Origin of the sequence: Sphaerochaeta globosa str. Buddy (assembly GCF_000190435.1) — a bacterium.
In the GTDB taxonomy this organism is placed as follows: Bacteria; Spirochaetota; Spirochaetia; order Sphaerochaetales; family Sphaerochaetaceae; genus Sphaerochaeta; species Sphaerochaeta globosa.
In genome coordinates this window covers 3,226,219-3,242,740 of record NC_015152.1, presented here as the reverse complement: position 1 = coordinate 3,242,740, position 16,522 = coordinate 3,226,219, and the positions used below count along the sequence as shown (strand labels likewise).

The 16,522-nt window shown below is 48.2% G+C and carries 17 protein-coding genes; 11 read left to right on the top strand and 6 right to left on the bottom strand.

Annotation, left to right across the window (positions count from 1 at the left end; translation table 11 throughout):
• Positions 1 to 15: 15 nt before the first annotated feature.
• From SPIBUDDY_RS15175 to SPIBUDDY_RS15155, 5 genes are read left to right on the top strand one after another with little or no spacing between them, the layout of a single operon-like run.
• The gene (locus SPIBUDDY_RS15175; RefSeq protein WP_013608646.1) at positions 16 to 846 is read left to right on the top strand and encodes a purine-nucleoside phosphorylase; all 831 of its coding nucleotides are present in this window, start codon (positions 16 to 18) and stop codon (positions 844 to 846) included.
• On the top strand, positions 834 to 1,310 hold the full coding sequence (locus SPIBUDDY_RS15170) for a cupin domain-containing protein (RefSeq protein WP_245523785.1): 477 nt from the start codon (positions 834 to 836) through the stop codon (positions 1,308 to 1,310). The genes SPIBUDDY_RS15175 and SPIBUDDY_RS15170 overlap by 13 nt, the downstream gene beginning before the upstream one ends.
• Positions 1,311 to 1,312: 2 nt before the next feature.
• On the top strand, positions 1,313 to 2,014 hold the full coding sequence (locus SPIBUDDY_RS15165) for an SDR family NAD(P)-dependent oxidoreductase (RefSeq protein WP_013608644.1): 702 nt from the start codon (positions 1,313 to 1,315) through the stop codon (positions 2,012 to 2,014).
• A gap of 3 nt (positions 2,015 to 2,017) precedes the next feature.
• A complete protein-coding gene (locus SPIBUDDY_RS15160; protein WP_013608643.1) occupies positions 2,018 to 2,719 on the top strand; it encodes a metallophosphoesterase in 702 nt (233 codons plus the stop codon).
• Positions 2,712 to 3,629 (top strand): hypothetical protein, encoded by a 918-nt coding sequence (locus SPIBUDDY_RS15155; RefSeq protein WP_013608642.1) that lies wholly within the window; start codon positions 2,712 to 2,714, stop codon positions 3,627 to 3,629. Before SPIBUDDY_RS15160 ends, SPIBUDDY_RS15155 begins: the two co-directional genes overlap by 8 nt.
• A 39-nt stretch (positions 3,630 to 3,668) precedes the next feature.
• Here SPIBUDDY_RS15155 and SPIBUDDY_RS15150 read toward each other — a convergent pair whose 3' ends face one another.
• The 4 genes from SPIBUDDY_RS15150 to SPIBUDDY_RS15135 form a co-directional block, all read right to left on the bottom strand.
• Positions 3,669 to 4,259: a flavodoxin family protein gene (locus SPIBUDDY_RS15150; protein ID WP_013608641.1), complete on the bottom strand. Its 591-nt coding sequence runs from the start codon at positions 4,257 to 4,259 to the stop codon at positions 3,669 to 3,671.
• Positions 4,260 to 4,329: 70 nt separating this feature from the next.
• A complete protein-coding gene (locus SPIBUDDY_RS15145) occupies positions 4,330 to 5,112 on the bottom strand; it encodes an ABC transporter ATP-binding protein (protein ID WP_013608640.1) in 783 nt (260 codons plus the stop codon).
• A gap of 59 nt (positions 5,113 to 5,171) precedes the next feature.
• Entirely contained in the window at positions 5,172 to 5,927 is a 756-nt protein-coding gene (locus SPIBUDDY_RS15140) for a FadR/GntR family transcriptional regulator (RefSeq protein WP_013608639.1), read from the bottom strand.
• A gap of 370 nt (positions 5,928 to 6,297) precedes the next feature.
• Positions 6,298 to 7,038, bottom strand: a complete 741-nt coding sequence (locus SPIBUDDY_RS15135) for a FadR/GntR family transcriptional regulator (protein ID WP_013608638.1) — start codon at positions 7,036 to 7,038, stop codon at positions 6,298 to 6,300.
• Positions 7,039 to 7,563: 525 nt separating this feature from the next.
• Here SPIBUDDY_RS15135 and SPIBUDDY_RS15130 point away from each other — a divergent pair.
• The 3 genes from SPIBUDDY_RS15130 to SPIBUDDY_RS15120 all read left to right on the top strand — a co-directional run bounded on the left by SPIBUDDY_RS15130 (position 7,564) and on the right by SPIBUDDY_RS15120 (position 9,664).
• Positions 7,564 to 8,085 (top strand): hypothetical protein, encoded by a 522-nt coding sequence (locus tag SPIBUDDY_RS15130; protein WP_041380854.1) that lies wholly within the window; start codon positions 7,564 to 7,566, stop codon positions 8,083 to 8,085.
• A gap of 358 nt (positions 8,086 to 8,443) precedes the next feature.
• Positions 8,444 to 9,013, top strand: coding sequence for a hypothetical protein (locus SPIBUDDY_RS15125; RefSeq protein WP_013608637.1), 570 nt, complete (start codon positions 8,444 to 8,446; stop codon positions 9,011 to 9,013).
• Between the two features lie 126 nt (positions 9,014 to 9,139).
• Positions 9,140 to 9,664: a hypothetical protein gene (locus SPIBUDDY_RS15120; protein ID WP_013608636.1), complete on the top strand. Its 525-nt coding sequence runs from the start codon at positions 9,140 to 9,142 to the stop codon at positions 9,662 to 9,664.
• 207 nt (positions 9,665 to 9,871) lie between these two features.
• Here SPIBUDDY_RS15120 and SPIBUDDY_RS15115 read toward each other — a convergent pair whose 3' ends face one another.
• Positions 9,872 to 11,032 (bottom strand): ROK family transcriptional regulator, encoded by a 1,161-nt coding sequence (locus SPIBUDDY_RS15115; protein WP_013608635.1) that lies wholly within the window; start codon positions 11,030 to 11,032, stop codon positions 9,872 to 9,874.
• Positions 11,033 to 11,134: 102 nt separating this feature from the next.
• On the opposite strand from SPIBUDDY_RS15115, the gene htpG reads away from it, so the two are divergent.
• Positions 11,135 to 13,018 carry a molecular chaperone HtpG gene (gene htpG / locus SPIBUDDY_RS15110; protein ID WP_013608634.1) on the top strand — a complete coding sequence of 628 codons (1,884 nt, stop codon included), beginning with the start codon at positions 11,135 to 11,137 and terminating at the stop codon, positions 13,016 to 13,018.
• A 108-nt stretch (positions 13,019 to 13,126) separates the two neighbouring features.
• Positions 13,127 to 14,014 carry a mechanosensitive ion channel family protein gene (locus SPIBUDDY_RS15105; protein WP_013608633.1) on the top strand — a complete coding sequence of 296 codons (888 nt, stop codon included), beginning with the start codon at positions 13,127 to 13,129 and terminating at the stop codon, positions 14,012 to 14,014.
• Here the strand turns inward: SPIBUDDY_RS15105 and SPIBUDDY_RS15100 are convergent.
• On the bottom strand, positions 13,989 to 14,666 hold the full coding sequence (locus SPIBUDDY_RS15100) for a hypothetical protein (RefSeq protein WP_013608632.1): 678 nt from the start codon (positions 14,664 to 14,666) through the stop codon (positions 13,989 to 13,991). The two genes, SPIBUDDY_RS15105 and SPIBUDDY_RS15100, sit on opposite strands and share 26 nt — an antisense overlap.
• Here SPIBUDDY_RS15100 and SPIBUDDY_RS15095 point away from each other — a divergent pair.
• Positions 14,637 to 16,478: a sigma 54-interacting transcriptional regulator gene (locus SPIBUDDY_RS15095; protein WP_245523784.1), complete on the top strand. Its 1,842-nt coding sequence runs from the start codon at positions 14,637 to 14,639 to the stop codon at positions 16,476 to 16,478. The genes SPIBUDDY_RS15100 and SPIBUDDY_RS15095 overlap by 30 nt on opposite strands.
• Positions 16,479 to 16,522: the final 44 nt, after the last annotated feature.

Genomic DNA, 16,522 nt, shown 5'->3' with positions numbered 1-16,522 from the left:
GAATCGGAGGAAATAATGGATAAACTTATGGATAAAATGCAGGAAGCTGCAATGTATATCACTTCTCGCATCGGCAATGATCCCGTGCAAATCGGCATGGTTCTTGGCAGTGGTTTGGGTGGCTTGGCCGAAGAGCTCCAGGACGCGATTGCCATCTCCTACAAGGACATCCCGTATTTCCCCGTCTCAACAGTCTTTGGACATAAAGGGCGTTTGGTGGTGGGAAATCTGGAAGGCAAACGGGTCATGTGCATGCAGGGCCGCTTTCACTACTACGAGGGCTATGGAATGGACCAGGTGGTATTCCCGATTCAGGTCATGCATGCCTTGGGTATCAACAACCTCTTGGTTACCAATGCCGCCGGAGGAGTGAACACTTCGTATAAACCCGGGGATTTGATGCTGATTACCGACCACATCAAGTTGATCGCAGACAGCCCTATGCGCGGGCCCAATTACGACAGCTTGGGCGAGCGATTCTTCGATATGACCAACGCCTATGATAAGAAACTCTCTGCATTGGCGCGTGAGGAAGCAAAGTGTTTGGGCATTCCCCTTCAACAAGGCGTATACATGTTCTTCGCCGGTCCCTCGTACGAGACTCCGGCGGAAGTAAGGGCTGCGCGGATCCTCGGCTCTGATGCGGTGGGCATGTCCACCGTACCCGAAGCCCTCGCTGCCAGTCATATGCGAATGAAGGTATTGGGTATCAGCTGTATCACCAACATGGCAGCTGGAATCCTCGACCAACCGCTTAACCATACTGAAGTTATGGAAACCAGCGACAGGGTGAAGGAAGCCTTTACGCTTTTGGTTCGCAGTGTAACCCGTCAATGGCCGGTATGAGAAAGGAACTGAAGGACCTGATCGAGACATTGCACTTGGAACCTCTAGAGGGCGAGGGCGGCTACTATCGCAGGGTGCATACATTCAACGGTGACGGGAAGCCATTGGGCAGCACGATTCATTATTTGATGACAAGCCAAAGCTTTTCCTCCCTTCATTTCCTTCCCACTGCCGAAGTTTGGTATTTTCTGGAAGGCAGTCCTTCCAAACAGCTGGTTCTTTATCCAGACGGGAGCCATGCTATGACAATGTTGGGCAAGGCAAGTGAGGGATACCAATCTGTTGTTGCTGTTGATGGAGGGTGTTGGCAGGGCACAAAGCCTCTTGTCGAGGATGGTTGGACCTTGTGTGCAACAACCATGGTTCCCCCTTATGATGGTCAGTCTTACAAGCAAGGGACGAAGGCTCTGCTTGCCTCCTATCCTGATTGTCCCTTTCTTGAGGATTTTTTGAGCAAGGAGTAATGATGAAGTACGTCTTGGTCAGTGGAGGAACCAGCACCTTGGGAAAGGCCATCTGCAAGCTATTCATTGCAGAGGAACAGACCGTGTACTGCGCCTATTCCAGCAGTGAGCAGAAGGCGTTGGAGCTTCAACAGGAGTTGGGCCCCTTATTGAAACCGGTGTTTTTGGATGTCAGGGACCAATCGAGTATAGATACCGTCGCAAGTCAGCTTACAAGCTTGGATGTCCTGGTCAACAACAGCGGCATTTTCTCGGTGTATCCAGTAGAGGAACTATCGACTGCGGAGATACAGCGGATTTTCGATGTCAATGTGACGGGCCTGATGCGCATGGTCAAGGCCATGGCTCCTTTGCTGCAAGCCTCCAAGGGTTCGATCGTCAATATTGCCAGCATCAACGCCTTTCATCCCGGTTTCGGCGGGACTTCCCACTACGATGCATCCAAAGGGGCGGTGGTCTCCTATACCAAGAGCCTGGCCAGCGAACTCGCTCCGCATGTACGGGTAAATGCTGTTGCCCCAGGGCTCCTCAAAGCCCCTTATTTAGATGAAACAAATGCACTGAGAAAGCTGTATGAAGAGCGTTCCCTTTTGGGTTCCCTGGTCGATGCCGACCAAGTGGCCTTGGTGGTGCAACTGTTGGCCAATTGTTCTGCGATGACTGCAGAAGTGGTCACCGTCGATTCGGGATACCTAGCGGGGTGATGTATGAAAATCTTGTGTATCGCTGATGAAACTGATCCCTTGGTCTACTCAAAGAATATTGCATCCCGGTACGCCGATGTCGATGCAATCATCGCAGCCGGCGATTTACCGCTGAAATATTATGAGTATATCATTTCCAGCCTGAACAAGCCGCTTTTTTTTGTGTTCGGCAATCATAATCTGGATTTCTTGCATCAGTTTACCTCGAATGCCCAGCCTATCATGCAATACGGATATACCGACAGCACTATGCAAGTGCTTCCCAGCTTTGGCGGAGATTTTGTCGATGGGAAGGTGCTGTATTACCGAAAGCAGGACCTCATTGTTGCAGGCCTCGGCGGGGCGATGCGTTACAACAAGGGCAAACACCAATTCACCGAACGGGAGATGTTTCTCAGGATGCTCAAGATGGTTCCCCGTCTTCTGTTCAATCGCATCCTTCATGGGCGATATGTGGATATTCTGCTCACCCATGCTGCACCGTTGGGGCTTGGGGATGACACCGACCGCTGTCATCAGGGTTTCTCTACCTTTTTGACATTCATGCAGTGGTTCAAACCCCGGTATCTGTTGCATGGGCACATCCATTTGCAGGACATGAATGCAAACCGTCACCATGTGTACAAACAAACACAGGTGATAAATATTTTCCAAAGTTATATACTGCAGGACCCAAAGTTGGGGAAGGGGAGCAAGAATGGGTAGAATTGGGACAGATTTGCTTTCCCAGACAAATGAGGATTTTGAAAAGGCCCGCAGCCGTGGCCGAATTCAATCTCTGCTCAGCGGCCTTGCGTGGAAGAACTCCGATTTGTTGAGTTTTTATGCAGTCACCGAGTTGATCAAACCACGTAATGAAACGTACCTGGGAATGAGAACCATTCCGGTCAAGCAGATTATCGGCAGTGAAGGCCGATATCAGGATTTCTCGTTGGCTTTCTATCCGAAGAAAGAGTTGCTGCGTTCCCGCTGGAGAAGCATCGATAGGGCGGTCAAGGAGTATGTGAACCTTCCTCCGATATCGGTGTACAAGCTTGGGCAGTGGTACTTTGTACGGGATGGGAACCATCGTGTCTCGGTGGCCAAGACCCAGGGCGTTGAGTTCATCGATGCCGAAGTCGTTCAGCTTGATAGCCAGATTCCTCTTGAAGCGGGACTCACGATGAAGCAATTGCGTAAGCGTGTCATCGATTATGAACGCAAGCGATTCTTAGAGCAGTACGACCCGACATACCTGCCCATGGAACAAATCGAATTCACTTCCCCCGGTTCCTATCCTGAGATGGTGAACCATATTCTGGTGCATAAGTACTATCTGAATGAGGGAAAGAGTGAAGAGTTGAGCTTTGAGGAAGGTGCCGTCTCATGGTATGAGAACGTGTACCAGCCGATCATCGAGGAAGTGCGCAGGGAGAAACTGCTTGCCTCCTTCCCCGGGAATACTGAGGCCGATCTTTATATGTGGATCGTGAGGCACTGGGACAACCTGAAGCATATGAGCGGAAGCGAGGAAGTGAGCATCGAGAGTGCTACCTCCGACTACAAGATCCGCTACGGCAAGGGACGTGCGGAACGTTGGCTTAAACGGGTGAAACACTTCTTCTCTAAAAAGTAAGGGAAGTGCATTCAGCACTTCCCCTACGTGCCTTCACGGTTATTCTTGGATGTAGGCGCTCAAGAGATCGGCATAGATCTCCATCTCCCTGCCCAGGCGATCACTGGGACGAATGGCTCCTTCCTTGCCGGCAAGGTGTACGATGCCGCTGACCGGTTGCTCACTGAAATCCAATTCATCGTGGACTCCGAACGGTATGTGCAACATACCCATCGATTGAGCCCAATAGATCATGGCTGTCAGTGTATGCGCCCCTTCGCAAGTGGAGTTCGAGCAACTGGTGAAGCAGGCAAAAAACTTGGTTTCCAGACTCTTGTCCTTGCTCAGCGGGAGCGTTGTGTCCAGGAATGTCTTCATCTCGGCTGAGATGTTTCCGAACCGGGTGGGACTGCCTAAAATTACCATATCGCTTTTGGTCAGGGTACCGGTACTGACGATGGGCAGGGCTAGTATATCTTCATAGAAATCATTGGTTGTCTCTTGGGTGTTTGCCCAAATGTGCAAATCAGGGTCTTCTACCCGGTACAGCCTGGCATCGACATTTCGTGCGGCCAGCAGTTCCTTGAGATAGGAGCCAATGATGTAGCAGTTGCCGCTTACACTGTGAATGATGATGGAACAACGCTTCATGTGGTGACCTCGCTTGTTTTGTTCTTACTCCAATAATACTACACAAAGGCTGGTTCGTGGAAAAAATGCATCAGCACCAGGCGCTGTACAGACCTTCCCGTTCATCGATGAACACCCTATTGCCATATACTTCAGAGAGTAATCTCTCGTTGAGAATATCCTTTTTTGGTCCATCTGCGACTATCCTGCCGTTCTGCATAACCACAATACGATTGATGGCGGGTATGATCTCACTCAGTTCATGGGTGGCGAGAATGATGGTTTTCCCCTCCTTGTCCAGCTGCTCGAGAGTTCCGCGATACTGAAGCCGGCTGGGGAAATCGAGATTGGAGACTGCTTCATCGAGCAGCATGACCTGGGGGTCGTGCACATTTGCACGGGCAAGGAGAATTCTTCTGGCTTCCCCGCTGGACATGCGGTTCATTTGCTTGTCCCGGAGGTGCCAGGCATCATAGCGGTGCATGACTTCCTCCATTTTTCGCTGATGTTGTTCTGTATAGTGATGGTGGAAATCGAGGCCGATTGAACTGAAGAAGCCCGATATGACAATTTCCCAACCTTTGTAACTGGAGTTGCACAGGTATTGCAAGCCTTGGGAGACGATACCCAGGTGGCTGCGAAGGCTCAACACATCCCACTTGGCCTTGCCGAAGAGGATTCGTTTCGTCAGAGGAGAGTACAGCGGATGAATCTCTTCACTCAGCAGTTGCACCAGGGTGCTTTTACCGGCTCCGTTGGGGCCGATGATTGCAACATGCTCGTTGCGTTTCACCAGGAAGGAAACATCGTCAAGAATCGGCACACCCGCTCGGCGGACTGTGGCGTGTTCCAATTGTATGATGCATTCGTCCATAAAAAAATCCTCCATCAGGACTATACCACGATGGAGGAATCTTGCCAAAGAGAGGTTGATCAGGCGTAGGAAGCCATGGCTATACTTTCATCCGGATAGTGGTCCATCACCTTGCTTTCGAGCATGGTGAGCGTAACCAGTACTAAAGCAACTGCAAGGTCGGTTTGCCCGTTCTGCAGTGCTTCACACAGATAGGAGTAGTCTTTGGAACGTTTCTCCATTTGGGTCGGGGTGAACTTGATCGAATTCATCGCACTGTCCAAAAGCGGGGAAAGGTTGTCATAAATGCAGGAAAGTATTTGGTTGCCGTTGGCGAATACCAAGGTTCGATGGATTTCGCCTTCCGCCTTCAAATAATCAGCATGTGCCTTGGCATCCTTTTGGAAGATGAAGGGGATCGAGGCTTCCATGCGGTTGCTGGCATTCCAAAGCTGTGCAAGGTACTCATCCCGGTTTTCAAGACGGGAAAAACCTCTTGCTGCACTGGTAGCAACCGTGATACGCACCTGCATGAGGTTGCGCATCAGTTTTGCCTGACTGATCTTGCTGTTTACAATGGTGGTGGAGATGGACTCAACATACTGGTCGAGGTTGTTGCTTCTGACTTGAGCCCTTCTTCCTTGGGAAATGATGACCAAGCCTTTGGCTTCGAGAAGCTTCAATGCTTCACGGATGGGCCGGCTGGACGTATTGAATTGATCGGCAAGTACTTGTTGTGAAGGAAGAAAGGAGCCGCTTTTCAGGCGGTTGTCCAAGATCATCTCCTCCAATGACGAAGCTATTCTTGCTGATTTAGTTTGTGAAATGTAGTCCATTTCTAGTTCCTTGTTGTGCGAAGCAATGTAAGACCTATACATGTCATACGTTCTAAGTTTGCTTACAGAGCAAATATAAGATATTTCTTAATTATATGCAATACTTGGATATCAAAAAAACAAATGATGTCATCAGTTGCTAATTGTGTAATAAGTTAGTCCTAAGAATCCTAACATCGGACATAGGATAAGCCCACTTCCTTCTAGCTTTGTACATTGTGATATTGCAAGAAATAAGGTAAAGGAGAACCGATTCCAAATCGCAGCGTTGCTCGATTTTGGTTCTTTTGGATGTAACTTGTACCAGACCGGGGACAAATAAAAACGCTGCCGCAAATGTGCGACAGCGTTCTTGCAGGAAGAGCAAGTACTACAGGTCGAGGGTCTCGAACTTATCCTTGATATTGGTAAGGTTCACCAGCGTCAGTGCTACTGCAAGGTCGGTTTGTCCGTTGACCAGGGCATCCACCAAATAGCGATACTCATTCACTTTCTTCTTTTGTTCACTGTATGTTTCAGGAAGCCTGTCCATGGCGGCGTAGAGTTGGGGAGCGAGGTTCTCATAGATGCTGCTGAGGATGATGTTGTCGTTTGATTTGATCAGGGCTGCATGGAACTCAAACTCAGTTGCTTTATATTGCTTGATCGCTTCCGTGTCCTTTGCACCATCGAGGCTCGGCAGCAGGTGCTCCATTTTGGTGCAGGCGCGGTCGAGAGAACGGACGATCAGCATTCTGTTGGGGTCACGGGAGAGCTCTCTGGCTGCAGAGACTTCAATGGTAGTGCGCACTTGCATTAGGTCGGTGAGCAACTTCTTGTCCGGTGCTTGCTTACTGATCATCGAGGCGGACAGCGACTCCACAAACTGGTCGAGGCTGTTGCTTTTTACAATAGCTTTCTTGCCTTGCTTTACACTGATAAGCCCTTTGGCCTCCAAATTCTTGAAGGCTTCACGTACGCTTCTGCTGGATGCATTGAATTGGGTAGCCAGGTCATGCTGGCTGGGAAGTGTTTCCCCTGCTTTATATTTTTTAGCGAGGATTTCCTCCTCGAGCTTGTTTGCAATTGTTGTCGATTTGGTTTCAGTTCCGGTGATACTGTTTCCGCTCATCTTATTCATTTCCTTACTAGTGCCCTTAGACATCTGTAGTTGCAACTGTATACATACTACAATCTCTTGTATACGCTATTTTTTCTTGAAAAGCAATCACATATCAATGGAATATGTTATAAGTATGGTAAAAGAAATAAATTTTATAAAATTCTATAAGTGTCGATGAAGTAGTGGGTTGTTTGAAATGAGGGAAGATTCTCTTCTCTCTTTCACTTATTACATCGGCAATTACTTCTTTCATTGTGACAGAACGACTGGTGGTTTGCCGTGAGATGTTTGTGTATGCATATCGAGAAACGAGTGTATATTCATTCAGATTGCTTGAGAAAGGATGTCATAAGCAAAAAACATATTAACTATATATAAAAAAAGTAAATAAAATAAAATATGTGTTTAGATTTGGTGACTATTCAATGGAGAAACATCTATGTATTGACATATGTTTTTCTCTAGCTGTATAGTTTCCCGTAGAAGCGAACGGGAAAGATCTTGCACATTTTTCCAGGAGGTAACCACTACTTCATGAAACGATATAGTTCCATTGTGCTGCTTGTGTTTCTCCAGCTGGCTGTATTTGCAGCTCCGACTAATCCAGCACAAGTAACCATTTCACTCACTACCAAAGTTCCTGAATACTTGATACACGGGTTTCTGGAAACGACAGAAGGTTCCCCGGTTATTGTCTCTTCTACCAACGTGGATGATGCTTTCAATACTGCTGGAGCTTCCTTTACGTATGCGATTAAAACAAATGTTGCCATTCCGCTTACGGTTACTGCCACGGTGACACCCTTCAACCTCCAGAATGCCATCACTCCTGCCCAGGTGGGAATTGAACGGATATTGGTTGGCGCAGATGATGAAGCCGATGTGATCGATTCTGCAAGTGGTACCTATAAACTCTTGAATTTCACTCCCAATACCTCCGGTATGGCAACGTATTCCTACATTTTGACAGTAGTTGCAAACCAAACCCAAGTGCTTAGTGCCCCTTCAGGTACCTATGAGTCAACGGTTTCCATTGGTATAACCCCAGATATTTAGGAAATTCAGCTATTCTGACAAGCTAGGTGCCGAAAGGCACCTTTTTTGTCATGAAATACTTATAGTTCTAATACAAAGATGTGACAGAAGTGACTGATTACTGGGAATATTCATCCTGCTAAGTGTGATATGGAATAGTAAAGTAGGTACACAATCTATTGAAGTTGTATAACATACGTAATAAGTTAGAAAGATGATAAAACCATATATAGAAAACATATAAAACTATTTATATAACTTTTTAAAGAAAATATGCAAAAATGATATCCTCAATATTGACATAAGTCTGACTCGGTAGTAGGCTATGCATGTATTAAGGGACTGTATCATTAAGGATAACCTCCCAAAGGAGTTGAGTATGAATAAGAAGTTAGTTGCGCTTGCTTTGGTTCTGCTAATTGCTGTAAGTGGGTTGTTTGCTTACACTAATCCAGGTCCAGTATATGCGTATCTGCAGGGATCTGTTGGGGAAACGCTTGAACATGGGTTCTTGGATGATCTCGAAAATGATGTGACATTTGATAATTCTAAAACAATTTTAAATGCTTTCAATACTTCCAATCCCCCTTCATTTATGTATGGGTATAGAACCAATGCTGTAGGTCCGATTTTTTTCAGAATGACAGTTGGTGATTTCCTGCATACTGATGGAATTCATAAAGTGAAGATTTCTTCTGTTAAGGTAGGTTCTACTAATCTTACTACAATGACAAAAGATATTGATAATACTTATAAATTGTTTAATATTAATATTGTAGAATTTGATGAAGATGATTTCCTTTCGGGCAAGAATAAGTATACGATTATTCCTGCAACTGCAACCGGAAGTGACCATCTTGGCAACACAATTGAAGCTGGTGAATATATCGGAACTGCAACAGCCGGTGTTTATCTTTCTACAATTACTATTACAATCTCCGCTTCCTAATTTTCCTCCTTGTGTCGAGAGTTTGGGCTGTGCAGGCAACTGCACAGCTTTTCTTATCTCTCCCTCTTTCTTGTTTTCCTTTCTCTTGCTAGGATATAGCCAGTACTGCTAACGTTGGAGATATACATGAAGAAACTCCTTGCCATATCATTATTGCTCTTGCTGCTTCTCCCCCTAGGGGCGGAAGACATGCCCAAGTTCCCCGCTGCTACGGTGTACCTGGTTGGTGTAATCCAGCCCAAGGACCTTGCGATAGCCATCTACAATGAAGCAGGAGAGGAACTTACGCGTGAGGATGCACTTCTGAGCTTTGAATTCCCCAACCTTGAAGAATGGGAAGTCAGTCAGTCACTGTATTTTCGCTATTCCTCGCATCTGAGCAAGCAGAAGGCCGGGAAGTTGATTTTCGAGATCGGAAATCTCTCTCTCGATGATGCAAATGCCCTGAGGACAACCTTGGAACTCAGTTCTGAAAGTCTGCTTACCTTTGTTGAGAATGGAGACACGTTCCATACAACATTCCCTGCCGGACCTCAGAACGATGTGCCCATCGGCAAGCTTACAGTAAAGATTCGCAAACGTGCAGACGATATATTTTCTGCTGGAACCTATGCTGGTTCCTTCTCGATTAATTATACCGAAGGTAGCTAAATAGCGTCTCTTTGTCCTTTATTGCACCAATCGGCTAATAAAACAAGAGATTGGAAAAATAGTTGCAGATTTGTGAAATTATTGTTTTACAGCCAGACTAAAGCATGCAATAATCATGAGTGTCGTTGCTCGAGTCCAGTCCGAAGTATCCAGCGGGTGGACGCGTACCTTAGGAGAGGAGTCCTGGGGTTCTCTAGGAGGTTGCCGCTACTCGGTTTCGAGTAGCGGTTTTTCTTGGCCCAAGCCCTGCATTGTTTCCAGCATCCTTCGTTGGAACACCCAACGATCGAGGGCAACAGCCACACATCCCAGTACAGAGCTTTGTTCTTTCAGTGCTGAGCGGCAAACAGGAATGGACGCAAGCTCGTGATGGGCATGTTCCCGATAAAACGAAGAAACCATCTCCAGGTATTTGTCGTCGATGTTGGCAATGCCGCCTCCGAGAATAATCTTCTGTGCGCCGGTGACGGCACTTGCAGCAATGAGGGACATGCCCATCGCATTGCAGGCATCCTGAAGTGATTGCTGAACATCCTTGTCGGTGCTTTGGGCGAGTTGCTTGACGGTAAGTCCTTGGTATTTCTCGCTGAGGGCCCAGCCGGCAGCTACCGTCTCCAAGCACCCTATTCCACCACAACGGCACAACCCGGTAGGGGCGATGGGAAGGTGTCCGAACCTACTTTTCTCCGCAGTTATCGTATTGCCGTTGTAATAGGCACAAGCGATATGCTCACCCCAATTCACATAGAAAAAATTCGTGGTTTTCTCATCCCCGAACCAACGCTCAGCCTCAACCATCGCCTGTACATGATGGACAAGAAGGGTAGGAAGCTTGGTATGAATCTCGATGGCTTTAGCCAAGGGAATATCCTTCCATGACCAGTAATCGTGTGACAGAATCGACTGGCCATCGCCGCTTATGCTTCCAGAAGTGGAAACTGCAATGCCGGCAATGGGAGTCGTAGCAAACTTGGTCAGTTTCATGCACGTCTTGATAATGGTTTCACCCCACTCTTTGGGCTGCGGCTGGAGCGGAGTCGGCAGACGTTCGAATCGCAGGATTTTTCCCTGCAGGTCGGCAAGTAGGAACGTCGTGGTTCTGCTTCCCAAGTCAACTCCCAGCACCAAACGGGAATCAGCCTTCAAGGAGAGGGCTGTGGGCCTTCGCCCATTGATGGTAGTAACCTTGCCCTGTTCCTCAACAAGCTGCTGAGCGAGCAATTGTTCCACGATTTCACTGGTGGAAGGCTTGTTCAGATCGAGCAATCGGGCAATGTCGGCCCGACTGAGCTCTCCTTGTTGGGCGAGCAGGTTCAACACTCGCAGTCGGTTGATGGTTCGGGCGGTACTGGGCTGTGAAAACTTCATGCATTGAGCATAGCCCACCTTGCCTTTTTTGTTAAGGAACAATTGCCGATAGCATGAAAAATCAGTATGTTTGCGTATATCCCTTTGGAGGTATGAACTACAATGGAACAAAAGAAGTTCAAGACTGAAGTATCAGAGCTGCTTCAGCTCATCATTCACTCGCTCTACTCACACAAGGAAATTTTCCTTCGCGAGTTGGTGTCCAACTCGTCCGATGCACTGGACAAACTAAAGTATCTCACCCTGACCGATGAGAAGCTCAAAGATCTTTCCTTCGATCCAAGGATCGACATCTCCTTCACTGAAGAAGGTGAAAAGAAGACGTTGACCATCAGCGACAACGGCTTGGGAATGAATCACGACGACCTGGGTGACAACCTCGGAACGATTGCTTCCAGTGGAACCAAGAAGTTCCTCTCCTCGCTGACCGATGATCAGAAGAAGGACAGCAATCTTATCGGACAATTCGGCGTCGGCTTCTATAGCGCTTTCATGGTTGCTGACAAGGTGGAAGTGGTCAGCCGCAAGGCTGGAGAAGAACAGGCTTGGAAATGGAGCAGCACCGGAAAGGGCAGCTACTCCCTGGAAGAAGCTGTTCGTGATAGCCATGGATCCACCATCACCCTGTATCTGAACGACGAAGGCAATGAGTATGCCAACCGTTGGCAGATCGAGCAACTGGTTAAGAAGTACAGCGATCACATTGCTTACCCGATTTTCCTCTCCTATGACCAGACCAACTACGATGACAAGAAGAAGGACAAGGAAGGGAACGCACAAAAGAACGTCGAGCACAAAGTGGAGCAGATCAACAGCTCCTCAGCCCTGTGGAGACGCAGCAAGAGCGAACTCACCGACGAGCAGTACAAGGAATTCTACAAGCAGTCGAGTTATGACAGTGAAGAGCCTCTCTTCTATGTCCATACTCGTGCAGAAGGGTCTTCTGAGTACATTACTCTCTTCTATATCCCTTCCAAGGCACCCTTTGACCTGTATCATGCCGATTATCGGCCGGGTGTGAAACTCTACGTGAAACGAGTCTATATCACCGATGACGACAAGGAGCTGTTGCCTTCCTACCTGCGTTTCGTACGGGGTGTCATCGACAGTGAGGACCTCCCGTTGAACGTAAGCCGGGAGATTCTGCAGCAGAACAGGGTCATGAGCGCCATCCGCAATGCTTCTGTGAAGAAGCTCTTGGGTGAATTCCAGAAAACCAGCGAACAGAACCCCGACCTGTATGCCAAGTTCATCGAGCAATACAACCGACCTCTCAAGGAAGGCCTGTATTCAGACTACGCCAACCGCGATGCACTGCTTGAACTGGTTCGCTTCAAATCCTCCAGCCAGGAAGGCTATGTAAGCCTTGCTTCCTACAAGGAGCGGATGCCCAGCGATCAGAAATCAATCTACTACATCGCCGGGGGAAAGGAATCGACCCTCAAGGCGAGCCCCTTGCTCGAGTCCTATCGAAAGAAGGGCTTCGAAGTTCTGATCATGAGCGACGACATCGACGATATTGTTATCGGATCAATCGGGACCTATAAGGAAGTACCGCTGAAGGCCATCAACAAGAGTGGTGCGGTGGACGACCTGAAAGAGGCTAAGGATGAAGAGCCGACCAAGGAAGCTAAGAGTCTGGTCAAGAAGATCAAGAAGGCTCTCGGTGACAAGGTCAAGGATGTAGTTGTCTCTTCCCGACTTGTTGAAGCTCCGGCTGTGGTTGTTGTTGATGAGAACGACCCATCGGTGCAGATGCAGCAGATTCTCAAGAGCATGGGACAAGGTGACTTCGAGGACGTGAAACCGATCCTGGAAATCAACATCGAAGATGCCATGATCAAGAAAATCGATGCTAGCGACGATAACGAATATATCGAAAACCTCTGCTCGGTCTTGCTTGACCAGGCACTGCTGGCCGAAGGTGTCATGCCCAAGGACCCGGTCGCTTTTACCAAAAAGCTTCATAGTCTGTTGAGTAAGTAGCCTTTGGTTGCATGAGTAAGCTGGCAGGGCAAAGAGAAGTTCTTTGCCTTGCCTTTTTTATGCTCTGATGGTAGGTTTTTAGTATCAATTCCCAACAAGGATGGTTTTATGATTTCTGCAATGATGGCACTCATCGGCGAAGCTGCAGCTGCCGACTCGTTCTTCGGGCAATTCATCTATCGACTGGATGGTTGGATGCAACTAGGGCCGGTTTCTTTCATCGTTTCCTTTTTCACCGGCCTACTCATGGTTTTGGTGGGAAAACTTCTCATTGCCTGGCTGTGCAGGATCCTGAAGCGTTCACTTGCCCGTTCGAAGAAAATCAATGACCTTATGGCTCGTTTCATCCTGCAGCTGGTCAATATCATCGGCTGGATTTTTCTGGCTGTAGCCTTTTTGCAGCACATGGGCCTCAATATGGGACCGGTGCTTGCCGGTCTGGGCATTTCCGGCGTCATTCTTGGCTTTGCCTTCCAGGAGACCATCGGCAACCTGCTCAGCGGGGTTATGATCGTCATCAATGCCCCCTTCAGAATCGGGGACTACATCGAAACAGGCGCCTTCAGTGGTACGGTCACCGACATGGATATGATCTGTGTCATACTCTCAACACCCGACAACAAGAAAATTACCATGTCGAACAAACTGGTATGGGGCAACCCCATCGTCAATTTCTCGAACATCGAGCGCAGAAGAGTGGAGCTGACCGTCAGCGTTCCTTATAAGGCTGATCTCGCCTTGGCAAAACAAGTGATCAAGAATATCATCGATACGTATCCTGAAGTACTAGCCGATCCTGCACCAGTCATTGAAGTCAACAAGCTCAATACATCTTCAGTGGATTTCGTGGTACGCCCCTGGACGAAGCCTGCCGATTACTGGAAGGTCTATTGGAGATTCAATGGTGAAATTCTCGACAAGATGGCACAATCCGGCCTTTCCGTTCCGTTCAACCAGCTTGATGTGCATATCATTGACCAGTCAAAGGCGAACTAGTCTCCTTGACCAGGCAGTACTTTTCCAGCAAAGTGCAGAGCTCCTTGGAGTCTGAGAGCAGGAATTTGCCCAGGTAGGAATTTGGTTTCCAAGCTTTTGAGCCGAACAGCAAGCTGATGATGCTGTCCTTCGTCTCGATTTCCACCGAGATGTTGGAGATTTTCTTATTCTCCAACGTCTCGTAAGTTTGTTTGCATGAAACAAACTCCTCATAGGAGAACAGGTATTCTGCATCCTTGAGAACAATGCCCACCATCCTGTGTTTTGTATCGAAGGTGAGCAGGATTCCCTCATTGAGGTCATTTATATATCCCTGTTTCACATCGAATTTCAGCTTTTTCTGCTGCATCAGCTCATACGCTTTCTGCTCGAGGGAGCGGAGTGTCTGCTGATAATTTGCTGCGGCAAGCTTTCTTTTCTTCTTGCCTGTAGTCAGCGAATAAATGTTGAACAGGGTAAAAAGTGCCAAAAGTGCCAATAAGAGGTATTGAATGGTGGTTGTAAAAGTCATAGCCGACAATACCAAGAGCTGGTAAGCTTTGTAAAGACCGGCAGTCCATGCTACACTAAATTCCGGAGTGTCGGAGTGATAAAAATACTGATCGTAGTCCCTTATCTTGAATTGCAACAGGCCTTTGAAGAGGTCATCCATACCTTCGACCTCCAAGACTTGGCCGTCAGTACTACCCATATCTTTGGAACCGACCCCCAAGTTATTGAACCACTTCATGCCGATATTATTGTAGCTCGAGGAATTACTGCTATCGCTATTGCCTTGCAGAAACCTTCAGTGCACGTGGTGCCCATCAATTGGAGTAATGCCGATCTGCTCTCCGCCCTCTCCCAGGCAAAGGCAGCCTCGCCTGACGGCCATATCGGTCTTATTACCAATGAACAGTTGTGCGAGCAGGAGGAATTGGCCACCTTGGTCGGCCTCGATGTCTCTGTATTCCAGGTTACCGACCAGAATGATGTCCTTGAGGGTGTATCCACCTTACAAAAGCAAGGTTGCACCATGTTCGTCGGCGGCCTTACCATGTGTAGGATCTGTGAAGAGCGTAATCTCCCCTTCATCCATGTGAAGACCGGGTATCAGGCGGTGGTGCACGCCGTCAATGAGGCGGTTGGCGCTGCCCGTTCCCTTGATCGTGCCCAGACCAGAGGAAACCTGCTTGGGACGCTGCTCAACAATGCAAATTATGCGCTGCTTGCAATCGACAGCAGCGGCCAAATTATTGCAGGCAATCGTCAAGCTGAAAACTTGTTCGGCAAAAGTCCGTTGGAAGGCTTGCCGGTAGAGGATGTTTATTTTTCGAGCAGATGGGCTGAAGCCTTCAATTCCGGAAATCAGAAAGAAGAACTGGTCACCATCAACGGTCAGCAGTGCTTGGTTACCCAGCAACCTATCAGCATGGATGAGGAAAAGGCTGGTTTCCTCTATACGTTCCAGAATGCCGAGGCTATACGGCAGACAGAACATAAAATCCGCACTGAGTTGAATCGCAAGGGATTGGTTGCCCGCTACAGTTTCTCCGATATTGTTACCCAGAATCCCCACATGCAGGCTTTGGTGCAGAAGGCAAGGCGCTTCAGCCAGGTTCCCGGCACCGTTTTGTTGCTCGGGGAGACAGGTACCGGCAAGGAGTTGTTCGCCCAGAGCATCCACAATGCTTCAGCACGTGCCAAGGAGCCTTTTGTAGCTGTCAACTGCGCCGCCCTGCCTGAACAATTGCTGGAAAGCGAGCTGTTTGGCTATACCGATGGAGCGTTCACCGGGGCTGCAAAAGGGGGCAAGGCCGGTCTGTTCGAGCTTGCCCACAAGGGAACGCTGTTTCTCGATGAGATTGCCGAGATGCCGATTGTGGTACAGGCTAAACTCTTGAGAGTCTTGCAGGAACGTGAGGTCCGCAAGATCGGTGCTGATATGGTAATCCCTGTGGATGTGCGCATTATCAGCGCAGCAAACAATACCATTATCGATAAGGTGAGGGAGGGTAAGTTCCGCCTCGACCTATTTTACCGAATCAGCCTGTTAAGCCTGCAGTTGATTCCTCTGCGCGAGAGGCTGGAGGATATCGGCATTTTGTTCAGGCATTTTGTCCAGCAGTACTGCAGGCGGCACAATCTGAAGGAACCGTTGTTGACCGAGCAGGCTATTGCCGCGCTCAATGCTTTTCCTTGGCCGGGAAACATCCGGGAGTTACGGAATGCCGCAGAAAGGCTCGCCATTCTTAATACTTCCGATGTAGTCACGGTCCAGGAGATTGATTTGTTGGACATCGGCTCCACCAGCCTGCGGATGCATGATGAACCTCTCAAGCAAATCCGGCGCAAGAGCAAGGTATCGGATGAAGAGCTCTATCAGCAATTTCTTACCAGCGGTTTGAGCCGGGAAGCATTTGCCAAGCAAATGGGTCTGAGCAGGACAACGCTCTGGCGTAAATTTGCTGCATTCGAACAGTAAAAGACGGCTATACACAGCTCTGTATATGTTTCAATATAGTTTCA